Source organism: Nocardia sp. NPDC050435 (assembly GCF_040655395.1).
GTDB lineage: Bacteria > Actinomycetota > Actinomycetes > Mycobacteriales > Mycobacteriaceae > Nocardia.
Genome location: NZ_JBFAJW010000003.1, coordinates 391,520 through 409,001, shown reverse-complemented (window position 1 = coordinate 409,001; position 17,482 = coordinate 391,520). Strand labels below are relative to the sequence as shown.

Below are 17,482 nucleotides of genomic sequence, written 5' to 3'. Positions count from 1 at the left end.
GGTTGATCTGCCCGGCTGGATCCGCTTCGGCCGGTCGTGCGAGCGTGGTGCTCGCCGGGATTCAGGTGGCTCGCTGAGCCGCCATCACGACGACATTCGCGGCCGCGCCGCGGTTCAGTTGGGGGCTCGCGGCCTAGCTCGCCAGGGTGGGTCCGGGAGCTAGTCGGCCAGACAGCAGGCCCACTCGGGCAGCATTCGGTAATGCGAACATTCACGCCATGGCTGCGGCCCTGGTGGGGGGCAGATTCCCCGGAATCCGATTGGGAACCCCCGAGCGGCCTGCCATGGAGCAGCGCCGGCTTGCCGTAAAGCAGTGACCAAACTGCCGTTGAGCACCAATTCCGGGGCATTAGCCGCCCAGAACATCTGTGGTTGGGCGTGCTACGCCCGCAGCGGCTCGGATTGTGCGGCCGCTCGAAGTGCGTGGCCCCCGACGACTCGGATGCGCGGCAGCTCGGGTTGTACGGCCCGCAACAGCTTGGGTTGGGCGGCTCGGTGCGCAGCGGATCGCTGGCTTCTCCTGCATCCGGATCACGTGCCGCCGAACCGGGCTGGCGTCGTCTTGGCGCCAGCCGACGGCGAGGATCGCATTCGTTGACACCCCCATCCCGCGCGACGGCGCTCAGGAGGCCGGTGGCTCGGCGCCCCTTGCGTTGCCGCCGAGCCACCGCCACCGCGAGCGAAACGGCGACGATCGGCAGCCCGGCGGGATGCAGCGAGGGGACGCGCAGACCGAACCGGGTCGACCACGTGGTCGGCGGCGGAATCTAGTTCACGCAGGGGATGGAGTCGCCCGCGATCGTGGTGTCGACGGGTTTGCCGACGTCCGGAGCGGCGCTGGTGGGAGTCTGGGGCTCCGAGTTCGCGGCCAGTTCGGTGGGGGTGGTGAAATCGGTGCCGAGGACGACCTTCAGGTGGCCGGGGGTGACGGAGGCGGATTCCGCGAGGGGGAGTCCGAGGGTCAGGGCCAAGGCTTCGGCGTCGGATTCCGCGCCGGGGGCGTGATAGATCATGGAGGTCGGGGTCAGCGTGGTGTTGTTGCCGACGGTGCCCTTCGTGTAGCCGCGACTGGTCAAGAAGGTGGACAGCGTGGCTGCCGCGCCGCTTTCCGCGCCGGCGTTGGCGATGTCGACGGTGCCGCTCGGAGTGGGCAGCGGGGTCGCGGGCTCGGCACTGAAGGCCGCCTTGACTTCGCGGCGGATGGCGGCGGGGTCGACGATGTTCACGTCCTGGCCGTTGACGACGTCGTAGCGCAGGATCGGCAGGGTGCGGAATTCCACCAGCGGGCTGCGCGCGGTGCCGAGGGTGCGCAGGAAGTCGGTGACGTTCCAGCCCTGCGAGAGCACCACATCGCGGTGCGCCACGTCCATCAGGGCCGTCAGCTTGCCGATATCGGTGAAGGTGCCCGACTTGCGCAGGTCCAGTGCGACCGAGGTGAGAAACGCCTGCTGACGATGGGTGCGGTCGAGATCGCCGTTCTCCAGGCCGTGCCGCTGGCGCACGAAGGCCAGCGACTGCTCCGGATTCAGGCGCTGCCGGCCCGCCGGGAAGTTCGCACCCGAGTACTCGAGATCCTGCACCGGATTCTTCAGGCAGACCTCGACGCCGCCCAGCGCCTCGGACAGATGGTAGAAACCGGCCAGGCTCACCTCGGCGAAACGGTCGATCGGGACACCGGTCAGATCGCGCACGGCATTGACCACCGAGGCGCGACCGGCCTCGCGGCCCGCGAACTCCAGTTGCTTGGGATCGGTCACGCCCTGCGCGGCCAGCTGGTCCTGCACGATGGCCTTCTTCAGGCCGTAGGCTTCTTTGATCTTGACGCTGGTGTAGCCCGGGATTCCGGACACCTTGACGTAGTCGTCGCGGGGAATCGACACCGCGGTGATCTTCTTCATGTCGGCCGGGATGTGCACCAGGATCAGGGTGTTGGCGTTGTAGCCGCCCTCTTGGCCGTCGCCGGCGTGCAACTTGTCCAGCACCTGTTTCGGCAGATCGTTGCCGTTCAAGTCCTTGCGGGAGTCCAGGCCGATCAGCAGGATGTTCATGTCGCCGCCCAGGGAGCGGGGGCCGTCGCCGATCGCGTCAGAGCGGCCGAAGCCGTCGTCGAAACTGCTCTCGGTGGCCCAGCCGACCGCGGTGCCCGCGAGCACTACCGCCGACAGCGCGCCCGCTGCCATCTTCGCGGCGATGCGGCCCCGGCGGCGGGCCGGGGACGGGGTCCGATGCGCACCGCGGTTTCCGCGAGCAGACAGACGTCGAGCGTGCCGTTTACCGGCACGCTCGGAGTCATCAAATCTGGAGCTCGGTCCCGCTTGTTCATCCATAGCCACTATCCACAGTGCCCGATAGCTGGACGTTTACCCACGTGATCATGATCTCGTGGGTATTTTCGCAGGTCAGCCCGCTGCGTACAGATCGAGAATGCGGGTGAGCGCGTGTTCGAGCGCGTAGCTCGAGTCGGCGGCACCCCCCTTGACGTCGGCATTGAGCGTGGCGACCACCTGCAGCGCGGAACCGATCGTGGCGGGAGTCCAATTCCGGGCCTGCGCCTGCGCCTTCTTCACCTTCCACGGCGGCATGCCCAGCGACTGCGCCAGCTTGAACGGATCACCACGCCCCGCCGAGCCGACGCGGGCGATGGTGTGCACCGAATCGGCGAGCGCGTCGGCGAGCAGCACGTGCGGAACGCCGCGATCGTTGGCCCAGCGCAGCGCCTCCATCGCGGCCGGGCGATCACCCGTCACCGCGAGCTCGGCGACATCGAAACCGGTGATCTCCGCCTTGCCGGAGTAATAGCGGCGCACCGCGGCCACGTCGACCTTGCCGCCGGTGTCGGCGGCCAGCTGCGAGCAGGCCGCGGCCAGCTCCCGCAGCTCCGAGCCGACGGACTCGATCATCACCTGCACCACGTCGCCGGACACCCGGATCCCCGCCGCCCGGAATTCCGCGCGAACGAACTCGACGCGCTCGGCGGCCTTGGTCAGCTTGGCGCAGTCGTGCACCACGGCCCCGGCCTTCTGCAACGCGGGCGCCAGCGCCTTCGCCCGGCCGCCCCCGGAGTGCAGCACCACCAGAACCACGCCCTCCGGCGGATCGGCCGCGGCCTCGGTGATCACCGCCACTGCGTCCTTCCCCGCCTCCGCCGCCGACTCCAGCACGATCACCCGGTCCTCGGCGAACAACGACGGACTCAGCAGCTCGGCCAGCTCCGCCGTACTCGCATCCCCGGCCCGCATCCGATCCACCGGCACCGCCTCCGGATCCGGCGCCCCCGCCCGCACCGCCCGCGTGATCTCCGCGATAGCCCGCTCGATGAGCAACTCCTCATCCCCGAGCACCAACTGAAGCGAGGCCGGCCGCTCACTCACCGTCACACCGCCTCCCGAACGGGCCACTCTTCCTCGATCGCTCGCTGCGCTGGCTCACGACGAAGATCCTACGGTCCCGCACCGACAGCGATTCGCGGCGCCGATTTCTGCCGCCGGGCGTGGAGTAGGGCGAATCGGACTAGGTCCAGGAGCATCTCCTCCTCGTCCGGATAACCGAGGGCACGGGCGGCGTCTTCCAGGAGTCCTTCCGGGGCGTAGACCGTCGTCTGCTTGCGCTCACCTGGCAGGTAGAACCAGTCGGGGTACTGAATCGGGAGTGTGCCGCCCCAGGGATCCGAGGCTGCCGCCACTTCCGACGCGTTCTCCCCGGTGAACTCCAACTCCTCGCGAACCAGAGCCAACAGCATTTCCTGCTGGGTGGTGTAACCCAGCTCCCGCTTGGCTTCTCTCAGGAAACCAACAGGCGCAAAGAATTTAGTTCTCGACATTCGCACCATGGCACTCCTCATTCAGTTGACTTCTCTCGCGGTCATCGGACGGTTCAGGACCTACTCGGTGGGTTTCGGGTGGCGGGTGGTCACCGTTCGCAGGGTCGGTTTCGCGGTGACGATGATGTCGCCGTGCTGGTCGGTGCGGGCGATGGTGGTTCCGAGGGCGGTGAGTTCGGCGAGGATGGCTGGGTGGGGGTGGCCGAAGGTGTTGTGGGTGCCGGCGCTGATCAGGGCTAGGCGGGGGCGGGTGGCGGTCAGGAATTCTTTTGTGGTGGTGCGGGATCCGTGGTGGGGGACCTTGAGGATGTCGGTGCGCAGGTTGATGCCGGAGGTTATGAGGCGGTGTTGGGCTTCGGCTTCGATGTCGCCGGTGAGCAGGATGCGGCCGGCGGGGGTGGTGGCGGCGAGGACCACGGAGCGGTCGTTGGCGTGGTCGGGGTCGAGGTCCGGGGCTTGGGTTGTCGGGGCGGGTGCCAGGACCTCCAGTCGCACCGTGGTGAAGGGCAGGGTCCGGCCGGCGGAGAGTTCGACGACCGGGATGGATGATTGGCGGGCGAGGGTCGCGATCTGTGCGGGAGTGGTGACAGGTCCGCGTCTGGGCGGGACCGCGGCCGCCGATTCGGTGCGGTGCTTTTCGGTATCTGTCTGCCTCGGATCATGTTCAGCGGCTTTCGCCCTCGCGCAATCACGACTCGATGCGGGGATTGCTGTTTCGCTGGCACAGCGTGGGTCGTCGAGCGGTCCGGACAGTTCGTAGGGGCCGACCGCGATCGCCCCCACTGTGCGGCCGTGTATCGCGCCGGCCAAGCCGCCGATGTGGTCGGCGTGTGGGTGTGTCAGCACGAGGAGTTCGATGCGCTTGACGCGCAGGCGATCCAGACAGGCTCGGATCGGGCGGGGGTCGGGGCCGACATCGATGAGCACCGCGCTGCGGTTGCCGAGGGAGAGGGCCAGACCGTCGCCCTGGCCGACATCGCAGGCGGCGATCACCCAGTCGCCGGGTGGCCAGCCGGGATGCCAGATCCGGATCGGGAGCAGGACGGCCGCCGCTCCGACCAGTCCGGCTGCCGTGCAGCGCCGGAACGCTCCGGATCGCAGCGCCCATACCGTGACCGCGATCAGGAGCGCGGCGACCACGCCACCGATCGTGCCGCCCGGGACCGAGATGGTCGCGCCCGGCAGGGCCGCCGCGCGTTCGGCTACCGAGAGCAACCACCACAGCGGTGGTGCGGCGCAGTGCAGCACCGGTTCCGCGAGCGGCGGCCAGAGGCAGGCCAGCACGGCGCTCACCGCTCCGAGCACCGTGATCGGTGCGATTACCGGCGCGACAAGCACATTCGCGAGTACCGCGAGCACGCTGATCCGCCCGGTCAATGCGATCATGATCGGCACCGTCACCACGAACGCACCCGCCGACACCGCGAGAATTTCGGCCGGCAACCGCCACCATCCCCGTGCCCGAAGCCAATCGGCCCAGCTGGGCGCCAACAGAATCAATCCGCCCGTCGCGACCACCGACAGTGCGAAACCGGCTTGCACGGCCAGCTCCGGCCACAGCGCCAGCAGCCCTATGACCGCCGCGCACAGTGCGGGTAGAGCCTGCTTGCGCCGCCCGGTCACCAATGCCAGCAACGTGATCGCACCCATCGCGGCGGCACGCAGAACACTGGGATCCGGGCGCGCGATTACCACGAACATGACCAACGCCCCGGCCGCCAAGAGTGCCGCCACGCGCGGACCCAAGGTGAGCATCCGCACCACGAACAACACCACCGACAACAAGATCGTGAAATTCGCGCCGCTCACCACGCAAAGGTGTTGCAGGCCCGCGACTTCGAAATCGGCTCGCACCGAATCGGGCAACCGCGACACGTCACCGACCACCAGTGCAGGCAACAATCCGGCCGCATCCGCACTCAACGCCCGCTCAGCCGCGCCGGCCAGATCACCACGCACCGCCACGGCCGCTCGCTGCCACCAGGGCAGCACTCCAACTCTTTCCGGCTTCGCCATCGCCCGCAACGACACCACCGTGAGATCCCGGCGCGCCGGCATCTGCACCCGCGCCCGAAATCGAAGTGCCTGCCCTGGCACCACCCGTCCCCACTCCGCCCCGGTCCCCAGAACAACGACCGCTCCCCCGGCCCGGACCGTCCTGCCTGCCAGCTGGAACTCCGTGAGCCTCCCCCGCACCATCCACCGCTGTTCCCCACCGAAACCGTTCACCCGCAGTGCCTTCGGATCATCTGCAGGCACCATGACCACCAGCACGGACCGCCCGACAACATCCCGCAGCGGATGCGCCTCCACCCGTTCCGCCCGCCATCCCGCCGCCCCCGCGAAACCGGCTCCCAGCAACACAGCCGCCAACGCCACCACCACACCCGCGCGCCACCGCTCCCGTCGATGCATCACCGCCCACACCAACAACCCCCACAAACCCAGCGCCAGCACCACTAGTCCACCGGCCAGCAAGACCCCGCCGACCCAGCCCATCCCCAACGCCGCGATCGTTGCACCCCAGCAACACACCGCCGCCGGCAGCAGCCGCGCATCCAGCGCCTGCGCCTGGGCCTGCACTTGAGCCTGGGCCTGGGCATGCGCCCGAGCTTGGGCCTGGGCCTGGGGACGTGCCTGGGTTTTCGCCTGCCCATGTGCCTGTGCCTGCGCACGTGCCTTCGCCTGCCTATGCGCCTGCGCCTGTGCCTGCGTCGGCGTCGGCGTCGGCGTCGGCGTCGGCGTCGGCGTCGGCGTCGGCGTCGGCGAGTCTGCATGCGTACGCGCCTGCCCATGCGCCTGCGCGTGTCCGTGTGCCTGGGCCTGCGCATGTGCGTGTGCGTGTGCGTGTGCCTGGGCATGCTGCGACGGCAGCGTCACCTCGACATCCCCTCCCCCGCAGCGCTCCTTCTCTCGACCGCTCGCCCCGTCGGCGTCCTGGACCGTATCGCCGCCATCCCGCACGCTCATACGACCACCGACCGAAGGTGTTCGCGTCGAGCCGCTTTCCCCTGTTCGCCCCTGCGACACCCCACCGTGGGCCGCGCGTGTGGTTGGCGGACCGCGGGACGCCATTCGCCTGCAGGGATCTGCGGTCCGGCGCGATGCGGGCGAGACGGGTTGCGGGGGTTCATATGCGGACCAAGTCGCGCAGGCGGGCGAGACGGGCTGGTCCGATGCCGTCTACCTCGCCGAGTTGGGTGACGTCGGTGAAGGGACCGTTGGTGGTCCGCCAGGTGATGATGGCGCGGGCGGTGATCGGGCCTATGCCGGGGAGGGTGTCGAGTTCGGCTTCGGTGGCGGTGTTGATGTTGAGGCGGGAGGTCGGGGACGCAGCGGGGTTGTTGGGAGCGGGATTCGGGCTGCCGGTGCTGAGAGTGCCGCTGCCGAGTTGGGGTGTGCCGGGTGTGGCGGCGGCGCGGGTGGGGCCGAGGAGGACTTGGTCGCCGTCGAGGAGGCGCTGGGCGAGGTTGAGTCCGGTGAGGTCGGCCTCCGGGGTGGTGCCGCCCGCGGCGGTAATGGCGTCGGCGACACGTGAGCCGGTCGGGAGGTGGACCAGGCCGGGGCGGTGGACCAGGCCGACGACGCTGACCACCAATTCGGCGGCCGGGGCCGGGGTGCCGGACGTTCCGGTGTTCGGGCTCTCGGCGGATTCGGCGGCCGACTTGTCGGCTGAACTTTCGTTCGGAGGACGGGAGGACGTGGAGTGCAGCGCCGCAAGCGGTGGGACCGGTTGCGTCACTGGACGTTCGCGCAGCACGACGACGGCCGCGATGATCATCGCCAGCACTCCGACCGCCACCAGCGTCAGTACCCCACGCCGGCCGGGATCCAGGCGCGCGCCACGGAAACGCTCCGGTACCAGATCGTCCCAGCGACTGTGCTGCCGCCTCGGCTCGCGCAGCCAGCTCGGCGCCACCACCTTCCCGATCTCGTCATCGGGTTCGGATCGATCGAGTGGGCGATCGTCGTCGGGCAGCTCATCCGCATCCCAGAGTCCCGAATCCTCCGGATCATCAACGCTCCTCGCGGCTCTCGTTTCCTCGAGGAGGCGGCTGATGTTCCGGTGTTGCTGGGAGACCGGGCGAGCTGTCGACTGCCGACTCGTCTCGGCGGCATTGTGCGCGCTGGGCTGGACCTGGTGCGGATCGTCGAAATCGTCCGCGACGCTCGCCATCGAACTGCGCTCCAAAACGCCAGGTTTCGCCTCGCGAAGTGCCTCGCCCGCTCCGCGTGCCTGGAGGGAGGCTTCCGATACGGCGGGCGTGTCGACAGGATCGGCTGTGCCTGAGCTCGCTTCAGCGCACCCGCACCGACCGGTGACTGGCGCGACACGCTGTCCTGGTTGCGCACAGCAGCCGTAGGCAGGGCGTGCCGACGTGGGCCGCATCTCGATCTGACCGTGGGCGGGGTCGCGAAAGGCCCTTATCTCGGCGGACGCTGGGCTTCGGAAGCACGGCTCGGCCAGCGCGGGCTCTCGAAGACTCGGCGCTCCAATGGCGGCAGCGTTCCGGAGGCCCGGTCCAGCGGCGGCAGGGTCTGTGGTGCACGGCTCGGCCAGCGCGGGCTCTCGGAGACTCGGCGCTCCAATGGCGGCAGCGTTCCGGAGGTCCGGTCCAGTGGTGGCAGGGTCTGTGGAGCCCGGCATCCAGACGGGGGTTGGCTCGCAGCCCGGCGAACCGGTAGCGGCACGGTCGTGGAATCCGGCCCAGCGGCGGCATGCTGCCGAGCGTTCGGCCCAGCAGCGACATAGGGCTGAACGTTCGGCCCAGCAGCGGCATGATGCTGAGTGTCCGGCCCAGCAGCGACATAGGGCTGAACGTTCGGCCCAGCAGCGCCATGATGCTGAGCGTCCGGTCCAGCGGCGGCATGATCGCAGCAACCCACCGACTCGACAGCCGCTCGTTCTCGGAGATCTGCTGTCTCGACGGATTCTCGGTGCGGGAAGCTCGGTGACTCGGCGAACGCCGGGTTCCGAGAATCGGGCGTTCCGAAGGATGCTCGGGCTCGGAAACCCGGTGACCTCACGGGTGCTGGTGAATTCGCAGGCGGTGAGCCTGCCTCGCGGACATAGCGTTTGCCGCAGGGGGCGCTGGCCGGGGTGCGGGGTGATCGGGCGGTGGGGTGGTCGGTGGGTGTGGCGAGAGGCAGACCTGCGGTGCGGCTGGCGTGGACTCGGGTGGTGAGCGCTCCGAGTCGGCGGCGGATCCGTTCGCGTTCGTCGTTGCGTGGCATGGGCGTGACGGTACGCAGAAGGGACGCGATCGGAACCGGAGCGACCTGGGGTTTTCGGGGAGGCTGTGGATAAGTGCGGGCTGTGGATAACTAGCCCGAACCCGAGGCTACGCAGTGGGTTTCGGGAGACGGGTGCGTGATGATCAGACGCGGCGCATGACGGAGACGACTTTTCCGAGAACCACTGCGGTGTCACCGTCGATGACGTCGTAGGCGGGGTTGCGCGGTTCCAGGTAGACGTGTCCGTTGCGACGGCGATACACCTTGACGGTGGCTTCGCCGTCGATCATCGCGGCGACGATTTCACCGGAATGGGCTTCGTGCAGCTGACGGATGACGACGATATCGCCGTCGCAGATCGCGGCGTCGATCATGGAGTCGCCGCGGACGCGAAGACCGAAGACCGCGCCACGGCCGACCAGATCGCGCGGCAATGTCAGCGTGTCGTCGGCGTGTTCCTCGGCCAGGATCGGGGTGCCCGCGGCGATATCACCGAGAACGGGCACCGCGACCGAATCCTCGGAGCCGCCGCGCGCGGGTGTGCCCTGGAGGAACATGCGCACATCGATGGGCCGGGACATGGTGGCGCTGCGACGCAGAAAGCCGCGGTCCTCCAGGCTTTTCAGATGCTTCGAGACCGAGGAGGCCGACCGCAACCCCACCGCGTCGCCGATCTCACGCGTGTTCGGCGCGTATCCGTGGCGCTGCACCCAGTCCCGAATGGTGACGAGAATCTGGTGCTGGCGCGGCGGCAGCGTCGAAGTGTCGAGATGCTCGAACCCGTCGTAGTGGTCGTATCCGGTCACCCGCGAATCCTAATGCGCCCCGGCCACATTCCAGCGCCACCCCACCCCGGCCCGGCCAGTTGCCGGCCACCAGTCGCTGCCACGGGTGGCTGGAACCGCTGCACGATCAGCCGCAGCCACCGGGCACGACCAGTACGCCGACCGCGCCCGCGCCCAGGTGAACTCCCAGGGCCGGGCCGAATTCGGCGATGATCAGTTCACGAATGTCGGGGATCGTGTCGCGGAGTTGAGTGGCGAGGGTTTCGGCGGCGTCCGGGGCCCCGAGGTGCTGGACCGCGACGGCGGCTCCATCCTCACCGGCCTCGTCCACCGCCGCCGCAACGAGTTTCGCGTAAGCCTTGGAGCGGGTGCGGACTTTCTCCCGGAGTTCGAGCTTGCCGCCCACGATCTGCAACAGCGGTTTGGTGACCAGTTCGCTGCCGAAAAAGGCCGCCGCGCTGCTCAACCGGCCGCCGCGGCGCAACTGCTCGGTGCGGTTGACGAGGATGAAGGTGCGGGCGCGGCTGGCCGCGGCGACCGCCGTGTCGTAGACGACGTCGAGCGCCCCACCATCGCGGGCGCGCCGCGCGGCGGCGAGCACCGGCAGTCCGGTGGCCAAACCCGCGCCCAGCGAGTCGACCAGGCGGACCCGGTGGGCGGCGTCCATGTCGCGCACGGCCTGCCGGCCGGCTTCCCACGTCCCCGAGAGTTGACGCGAAATGTGTATGGCGACAACGCCGTCGCCGCCACTGCGCTCCAGCGCGCGCTCGTACACCTCGCGCATCTCACCGGGCGAAGGCGCTGAGGTGGTGACGGTGTCGGCGCTGTAATCGATGTCGACGGGGTCGACGCCTTCGCGCACCGCCCGGTCACCGATCAGGACATGCAGCGGTACGACGGCGATCTCCAGCTCGGCGGCGAGGTCGGCAGGCAGGCTTGCGGACGAATCGGTGACGACCACGACGGCCACGGACTACCGAACCTCCTGCAAGGTCTTGACCATCGCGTTGGCGACCGCGGTGTGCCCGGCCCAGCCCCAGTGGATGCCGTCCGGGTTCGCCTCGCCGGAGAAGACGTTCTCGCGCACCGCTTCACCGAGGTCGACCAGCGGCACCGAGGTGCGCGCAGACCACGCCTGCAGCGCCTTCACCGCGCGCGGACGGCCGCGATGCACACGACCGTAGGCGGCGCAGTTGTGCACCGAGGGCAGCACACCGATGAAGGGCAGATCCGGGCGCAGGTGCGCCAGGGCCTCTCGCGACTGCTCCAGATAGTCGACGCTGACGCGCGGCGGAAGCGCCACGGGGCGACCGAGTTTCGCCAGCTTCGGCTGCCACCAGTTGTAGGTGGCGCGCACGATCCGGCGCAGGCTCGGCGGGCGGATGTAGCGGATCTGCTCGCGCAGGGCGGTCGGCAGCGGCGAGGGCAGACTGTCCATGCCGCCGACGGCGAACACCACGGCGCCGGCGTTCGGCACCGCGGCCCAGATGCGCGGGTCGCCGATCAGCGCCCAGTAGGCGTCGCGACAGGTCCAGCCGATCCGGCCGACCAGCTCGACATCCCAGTCCAGTTCGGCGGCAACCAGGTTCGGCCAGATGCGGGGGTGGTCGGCGGGCAGGCCGCCCTCGGGGCCGAAGTAGGACAGGGAGTCGGCGACCACCAGGAGCACGGGGCGCTTGGTCGGCGCTGTGACGACGGCGGAGTCAGGCGCTGAAGCGGTGACTGCTGCTGTAGACGCTGGCGTTTCGCGGCCCGGCGCGGCGAGTTCGGTGATCGGTGCAGCGAGATCGACTGCCGCCGGGTCGGTTTCGACGGGGGCGACGAGACCCGAGGGGTTCGTGGAACTCGGGGCCGACTGGTCGGACTTCGCGCCGCTGGTGGGGGCGACATCGAGATCAGCGGCTGGCGCGACAGCGGAATCGGTTGCCGCCGAAGCGCCGAGGGCGGCGGCGGAAACGGCTGGATCGGTGGCGGTGCCAGCCGGATCGGGAGCACCGATCGAGGCAGCGGCCGCGGCACTTCCGGTCGAACCGGCGGGCTCGGTGGCTGTGCCGGTCGAACCGTTCTGCTCGGTTGCCGAACCAGCAGGCGCAGCGGCAGCATCGGCCGAGCCGTTCTGCTCGACGGCCGAACCAGCGGGCTCAGCGGCAGCATCGGCCGAGCCGCTCTGCTCGGTTGCCGAACCAGCAGGCGCAGCGGCAGCATCGGCCGAGCCGCTCTGCTCGGTTGCCGAACCAGCAGGCGCAGCGGCAGCATCGGCCGAGCCGTTCTGGCCGATTGCCGAACCAGCGGGCTCAGCGGCTGCATCGGCCGAACAGTTCCGCTCGACGGCCGCACCAGCGGGCTCAGTGGCTGTGCCGGTCGAACCGTTCTGCTCGATGGCCGAACCAGCAGGCGCAGCGGCAGCATCCGCCGAACCGACAGGCTCAGCATCGGCCGGACCGTTCTGGCCGGTTGCCGAACCCTCGGCCGGATCAGCGGGCACGACCGCCGAATCAGCCGAATTCCGCACCGCTCCAGCCGCATCGCCGACCGACTCGGCCTCGTCGGGCGCGTCTTCCGCCGAACGGGCCGGGTCCTGCTCGGAACTGCCGGAATCGGGCGCGTTACCGGCACCATCGGCACCCACCCCGGACTGATCCAGATCAGCGCCCGAATCGACCACGTCGCCTGCCGAACCGGCACTATCGCTGCCCACTCCGGCACCCGGATCGGCCTCGTCCGCAGCCGCATCCGCCACGGAACCCGGATCGGATTGCGCCGGATCCGAAAGCTCTTCCGCCGCCGCGACGGCCGGATCGGCTTTCTCCGCGGCATCCTTCGGAGCCGCCTTCGGTGCGGGCGCGGGCCCGAACAGCGCATCCGGCAACTGCCGTTCCGCTTTGGCGGTCACCCGCTTGAACAGCTCGTCGGGAACCGACTTGATCGGCTCCTCGGAGTCTGATTTCTTCGCCGGTTTCGGCGCGGGCGCCGGACCGAACAGGGCATCGGGGAGTTGTCGCTCGGCCTTGGCCGTGACTTTCTTGAACAACTCGTCCGGTACCGACTTGATCGGCTCTTCAGAGGACATCGGGAGCTACCTTCGCCGCTGCGTTCCACACATCGAGACGCCACCCGGGCTGCTCGATGCCTGGACCGTGGCTGCTCAGTTGCACCCAACTGGTGTTGGCCAGCCCGCCGAGGGCGGGCCAGTTCTGTGGCGGCAAGTCGAGCAGCGCGGCCGTGAGGGCGGCGATCAGCCCGCCGTGCGCCACCAGGATGATAGTCCGGCCGGGCCAGTCCTGTCGCTCGGAGAACAATTCCTGTACGACCGGCAGCGACCGGGCGCCCACCTCGAGTTTGCTCTCGCCGTTCGGCGGCCGGTACGCGGCGTCGAGCCGCCAGGCCACGCGCGCACCCGGGTAGTCGGCGTCGACTTCCAGGTGGGTCAGGCCCTCCCAGTCGCCGAGGTGGGTTTCGCGTAAGCGCGGGTCCAGCTCCACCGGGACGTCGGTGTGCTCGGACAACGCCAGCGCGGTGTCGTGGGCGCGGCGCAGATCCGAGGCGACGATGGCGATCGCGTTGCGCGACACCAGCTCCCGGGCCGCTTCCTTGGCCTGCCTACGACCGAGTTCGGTCAGGTCGGTGTCGATCTGACCCTGCATCCGATCGGCGGCGTTCCATTCGGTCTGCCCGTGGCGCAGCAGGATCAGGGTGCGCACACCGGCTTGTCTCCATGCGCGGCTCACTCGACCGGGTCCGCCGCTTCCGGAGCCGTCGCCGCGCCGTTGCCGCCGGGTTCGCCGAGGCCGGGCACCGCCACCACGGGGCAGTCCTTCCACAGGCGTTCCAGCGCATAGTAATTGCGCTCGTCGTTGTGCTGGACGTGCACCACCACGTCGACGTAATCCAGCAGCGCCCAGCGCCCCTCGCGGGTGCCCTCGCGACGCACCGGCTTGTGCCCGGCCTCGCGCAGCTTCTCCTCGATGTTGTCGACGATGGCGTTGACCTGACGTTCGTTCGGCGCGGACGCGATGACGAAGCAGTCGGTGATCACCAGCTGCTCGGAGACGTCGAGCACCACCACGTCGGAGGCCAGCTTCTCGTCCGCCGCGCGTGCGGCGACCTGCGCCATCTCAACCGCTTCGACCGATGCCGTCACTTGGCTACCTTCCGTTCCGCGGGCTCGTAGAGGCTCCGCTTCGATATGTATTGCACTACGCCGTCCGGGACGAGGTACCACACGGGCCGGCCCTCGCCGGCGCGGCGGCGGCATTCGCTGGACGAGATCGCCAGTGCGGGAATTTCGATCATGGTGACCGCATCGGCCGGGAGATCCCGCAGATGTTCGGTCAGATGATCGGTGTTCAGTTCGTACCCCGGCCTGCTCACCCCGACGAACTTGGCCAGTTCGAACAGTTCGGCCCAATCCTGCCATGTGAGGATGTTGGACAGTGCGTCCGCACCGGTGATGAAGTACAGCTCGGCGTCGGCGTGCTGGGCGCGCATCTCCCGCAGCGTGTCCACCGTGTAGGTGACCTTGCCGCGATCGATGTCGGCGCGGCTGACCGAGAAGCGCGGGTTGGAGGCGGTCGCGATGACCGTCATCAGGTACCTGTCCTCGGCCGGGCTGACCTGGCGGTCGGCCTTCTGCCAGGGCTGCCCGGTCGGCACGAAGATCACTTCGTCCAGGTCGAAACGATGCTGGACCTCGCTGGCGGCGACCAGGTGACCGTGGTGGATCGGGTCGAACGTCCCGCCCATCACCCCCAGCTTGCGCCGCCTCGTTTTCTGCATGACTGCTGAGCTTAGCGCCCGCGCGTGGCGCCGCCGCGCCCGCGCGGGTCGCGCAGTACGGCTACTGCTCCGCCATGTCCGCGAGCTGGCGGCGGGTGTTGGCGAGTTCTATGCGGACCACCGCGGAAGGGGCGGTGCGTTCCAGGTGTTCCAGTTCGGTCAGCAGTTCGCGGAGGGCGGCTGGGCCGGTGGGGTCGGCCGGGTCGGCCCAGAATTGCAGCCAGGCGGCCGATCGGACACAGCGGGAGCGTTTGCTGAGCTGGCCGATTTCCTGCCAGAGGCGGGCGGCGCGCAGGTAGAGGAGCTGGGCCTGGTCGTCTTCGCCGCACGAGTCCAGGGCCGCGGCCGCCGACATGGTCAGTTCGGCGCGCAGTTGCTGGTGGGACGGGTCGTGCCGGGCCAGGCGCGCGGCCTCCAGGAATTGGTGGGCCGCGTCCTGGTCGCGGCCGAGCAGCTTCAGCGATCGGCCGTACTGACCGAGGACGAGCGCCATCTCCGCCGGTGGGTAGGGGGCCGCGCCGGCGTCGAGGGGCGCGGCGAACGCCGTGACGGCGGCGTCGTGCCGACCGGCTCGGTGCAGCGCCCGCGCGGCGACGAAGCTCAGGTGCGCGGTGTCGGCCTCGGAGATCCCGGCCCAGCGCGCGGCCGCCTCCTGCGCGGCCTCGGCGAGTTCGAGTTCCCGGCCGGGCCGGCCGGCGATCACCATCACCAGCTGGGAATGGAGCCGGGCCAGGTGTTCGGCGGGCAGTGTCCCGTGGCCGCACGAAATCGCCTGCCGTAGATACTTTTCCGCGTCGCCCGGATGCTCCAGCAGCCGGATCGCGGCGAGATCCGCGAGCCGCACCGCCTCGGACGCTCCCCCATAGGTCCCCTCACCGTCGAGCACGGCGCACCTGCCCCGTCGACGTCGTGCCCGCCCCCGAAAGATCAGAGCATCTGTTCCCCGCCACGCCGCCGACATCCGGCGTTCTCGTCACCATGAGTGCGGATCATGACCCGAGCCGCCAACAATTCCCTTAACGACGACTGATAAACGAGAGTCTCAGCTGCTCGGCCGCTTGGCCCTGGGCAGCTTGGCGACGACGGCGGCATAGGACTGATCGACCAGTTCGCGCAGCTCATCGGCCGGAACGGCGCCGCCGAGCCGGATGGTGTTCGAGCCGTAGCGGCCGATGTAGGGCGAGGCCGACACGTCATCGGGGTAGACACGAATCAGCTCGTCGGCCTCGTCGCGGTCGCGGCCGCACTTCAGACCCACCGAGCCGCCGTTGCCGAGGAAGGCGAACACCTTGTCGCCCACTTTCGCGACGATGTCGCCCTCCCACGGTTCGTCCTGCCGGGCACCGGGTTTGGCCAGGCAGTACTCGAGCAGTTGTGCGTCGTCCATGGTTGTCTCCTCAGACCGGGAGCAGGCGCGAGACCACCTCGGTGAGCTGGCGGGCGGAGCGGCATTCGTGCATCTCCAGCACCTGACCGTATTTTTCGGCGGCGGAATCGCCGGAGCCCCACTGAGTCCGGGGTTCCGGGTTGAGCCAGTGCGCGTGCTTGGCGGTGTCGGCCAGGGCGCGCAGCGTCTCCAGTTCGGGGTCGCGGTAGTTGGTGCGGGCGTCACCGAGGATGAGCAGGGAACTGCGGCTGGTGACGGCGTCGGGGTAGTCGCGAGCGAAACCGGCCAGGGCACTGCCGTAGTCGGAATGCCCATCGATACCGACCACCGCGGCCTCGGTGAAGATCCGGGTCATCGCCTGGTCCAACGGCGTTCGGGGGTCGAAGAATCGGGTGACCTCGTCGACCTGATCGACGAAGGCGAAGATCCGGACCCGGGAGAACTGCTCGCGCAGCGCGCTCACCAGCAGCAGGGTGAAACTGCTGAACCCGGCCACCGAACCCGAGACATCGCACAGCAGCACCAGTTCCGGTCGCCCGGGGCGCGGCTTGCGGGTGACCAGATCGATCGGCACGCCGCCGGTGGACATCGAACGGCGCAGCGTCTTGCGCAGATCGATCTCGCCGCGGCGAGAATGCCTGCGGCGCACCGCGAGCCGCGAGGCCAGGATGCGGGCCAGCCGCTGGGTGCTGCGCTTGAGTTCGGTCAATTCCCGCTCGGAGGCGCGCAGGAAATCGACGTCCTCGGCCTGCCGGGCGACGCCGTAACCGGCCACCCGTTCGCGGCCGATGCGCTCGGCGACGCGCCGGCGGGTTTCGGCTTCCACCGAGGCGCGGAAGCCGTCGATGCGCCCGCGGGCGGCACGGCGGGCAATCTCGGTGTCGAAATCGGAGTCGCCGGGCCCGATGGCCAGTCCGGCGAGAATCTTCGCGAGCAGCGTCTGCGGCTGGACCTCGCGCAGCGCCTGATACGCGGAAAACGAGGGGCCCTGCGCGGATTGATACTGACCGAGCTGCTCCACGAGCTGCGCGGCCACCTGCTCGAGCTGCTCCTCGGTGCCTTCGCGCGCGAGCAGATCCGCGAGCAGTTCGCGCAGCGCGGGAATGTCGATGTCGCCGGTGGGCGTGCGCGGCAGTTCGTGATCCGCCACGGCGGAGCGCTGCCCGATCGCGACCGGGAACCACAGGTCGAACAGGCCGTCGAAGGTGGCGCGGTGCGTGGTGCGGCGCAGCAGCGCGCAGGCCAGGCCCTCGCGCAGCACCTCGCGGTCCATCAGATCCAGCACGGTCACCACCTGGCCCGCGTCCACCGTCTCCGACGGGCCGACCGGAATCCCGCGCGCCCGTAGCGCTTCGACGAATCCGACCAGGTGACCGGACAGCCCGTGCGGGGCCTCCAGCCCGGACTGCTGTTGCCAATTCGCGCCGCTCGCGACGCCCTCGATGGTCACGCTGCGCTACCTCCTCCGGGCGCTGAGCT

General features: G+C 69.4%; 14 protein-coding genes. All 14 read right to left on the bottom strand.

Annotated features, from left to right (window positions below):
- Positions 1-767: 767 nt before the first annotated feature.
- Positions 768-2,180, bottom strand: a complete 1,413-nt coding sequence (locus AB0I43_RS10330) for an LCP family protein (protein ID WP_357431757.1) — start codon at positions 2,178-2,180, stop codon at positions 768-770.
- A gap of 219 nt (positions 2,181-2,399) precedes the next feature.
- Positions 2,400-3,371 (bottom strand): DNA polymerase III subunit delta, encoded by a 972-nt coding sequence (gene holA, locus AB0I43_RS10325; protein ID WP_357431755.1) that lies wholly within the window; start codon positions 3,369-3,371, stop codon positions 2,400-2,402.
- Positions 3,372-3,439: 68 nt separating this feature from the next.
- Positions 3,440-3,829, bottom strand: a complete 390-nt coding sequence (locus AB0I43_RS10320) for a hypothetical protein (protein WP_357431753.1) — start codon at positions 3,827-3,829, stop codon at positions 3,440-3,442.
- 51 nt (positions 3,830-3,880) lie between these two features.
- Positions 3,881-6,790, bottom strand: coding sequence for a ComEC/Rec2 family competence protein (locus tag AB0I43_RS10315; RefSeq protein WP_357431751.1), 2,910 nt, complete (start codon positions 6,788-6,790; stop codon positions 3,881-3,883).
- A gap of 160 nt (positions 6,791-6,950) precedes the next feature.
- Positions 6,951-7,997, bottom strand: a complete 1,047-nt coding sequence (locus AB0I43_RS10310) for a ComEA family DNA-binding protein (RefSeq protein ID WP_357431749.1) — start codon at positions 7,995-7,997, stop codon at positions 6,951-6,953.
- Positions 7,998-9,198: 1,201 nt separating this feature from the next.
- Entirely contained in the window at positions 9,199-9,861 is a 663-nt protein-coding gene (gene lexA, locus AB0I43_RS10305; protein WP_357431747.1) for a transcriptional repressor LexA, read from the bottom strand.
- 106 nt (positions 9,862-9,967) lie between these two features.
- The gene (locus AB0I43_RS10300; RefSeq protein WP_357431745.1) at positions 9,968-10,810 is read right to left on the bottom strand and encodes a DegV family protein; all 843 of its coding nucleotides are present in this window, start codon (positions 10,808-10,810) and stop codon (positions 9,968-9,970) included.
- Positions 10,811-10,813: 3 nt separating this feature from the next.
- A complete protein-coding gene (gene octT / locus AB0I43_RS10295) occupies positions 10,814-11,509 on the bottom strand; it encodes a diglucosylglycerate octanoyltransferase (RefSeq protein WP_356971428.1) in 696 nt (231 codons plus the stop codon).
- A gap of 1,390 nt (positions 11,510-12,899) precedes the next feature.
- On the bottom strand, positions 12,900-13,541 hold the full coding sequence (locus tag AB0I43_RS10290) for a histidine phosphatase family protein (protein ID WP_356970989.1): 642 nt from the start codon (positions 13,539-13,541) through the stop codon (positions 12,900-12,902).
- Between the two features lie 23 nt (positions 13,542-13,564).
- Complete coding sequence (rsfS, locus tag AB0I43_RS10285; RefSeq protein WP_356970991.1) at positions 13,565-13,981, bottom strand: ribosome silencing factor; 417 nt, start codon at positions 13,979-13,981, stop codon at positions 13,565-13,567.
- Positions 13,978-14,616, bottom strand: coding sequence for a nicotinate-nucleotide adenylyltransferase (gene nadD, locus AB0I43_RS10280; RefSeq protein WP_356970993.1), 639 nt, complete (start codon positions 14,614-14,616; stop codon positions 13,978-13,980). The genes rsfS and nadD overlap by 4 nt, the downstream gene beginning before the upstream one ends.
- A gap of 61 nt (positions 14,617-14,677) precedes the next feature.
- Entirely contained in the window at positions 14,678-15,502 is an 825-nt protein-coding gene (locus AB0I43_RS10275; protein WP_356970995.1) for a hypothetical protein, read from the bottom strand.
- Positions 15,503-15,658: 156 nt separating this feature from the next.
- Positions 15,659-16,003, bottom strand: coding sequence for an MmcQ/YjbR family DNA-binding protein (locus AB0I43_RS10270; RefSeq protein ID WP_357431743.1), 345 nt, complete (start codon positions 16,001-16,003; stop codon positions 15,659-15,661).
- Between the two features lie 10 nt (positions 16,004-16,013).
- Positions 16,014-17,447, bottom strand: coding sequence for a VWA domain-containing protein (locus AB0I43_RS10265; protein ID WP_357431971.1), 1,434 nt, complete (start codon positions 17,445-17,447; stop codon positions 16,014-16,016).
- Positions 17,448-17,482: the final 35 nt, after the last annotated feature.

What these genes read in the sequence shown, in the direction of transcription:
- AB0I43_RS10330 (WP_357431757.1), bottom strand. Translation starts at nt 2,180, where the DNA reads ATGGCAGCGGGCGCGCTGTCGGCGGTAGTGCTCGCGGGCACCGCGGTC.
- AB0I43_RS10320 (WP_357431753.1), bottom strand. Translation starts at nt 3,829, where the DNA reads ATGGTGCGAATGTCGAGAACTAAATTCTTTGCGCCTGTTGGTTTCCTG.
- AB0I43_RS10315 (WP_357431751.1), bottom strand. Translation starts at nt 6,790, where the DNA reads ATGAGCGTGCGGGATGGCGGCGATACGGTCCAGGACGCCGACGGGGCG.
- AB0I43_RS10310 (WP_357431749.1), bottom strand. Translation starts at nt 7,997, where the DNA reads ATGGCGAGCGTCGCGGACGATTTCGACGATCCGCACCAGGTCCAGCCC.
- nadD (WP_356970993.1), bottom strand. Translation starts at nt 14,616, where the DNA reads ATGCAGAAAACGAGGCGGCGCAAGCTGGGGGTGATGGGCGGGACGTTC.
- AB0I43_RS10270 (WP_357431743.1), bottom strand. Translation starts at nt 16,003, where the DNA reads ATGGACGACGCACAACTGCTCGAGTACTGCCTGGCCAAACCCGGTGCC.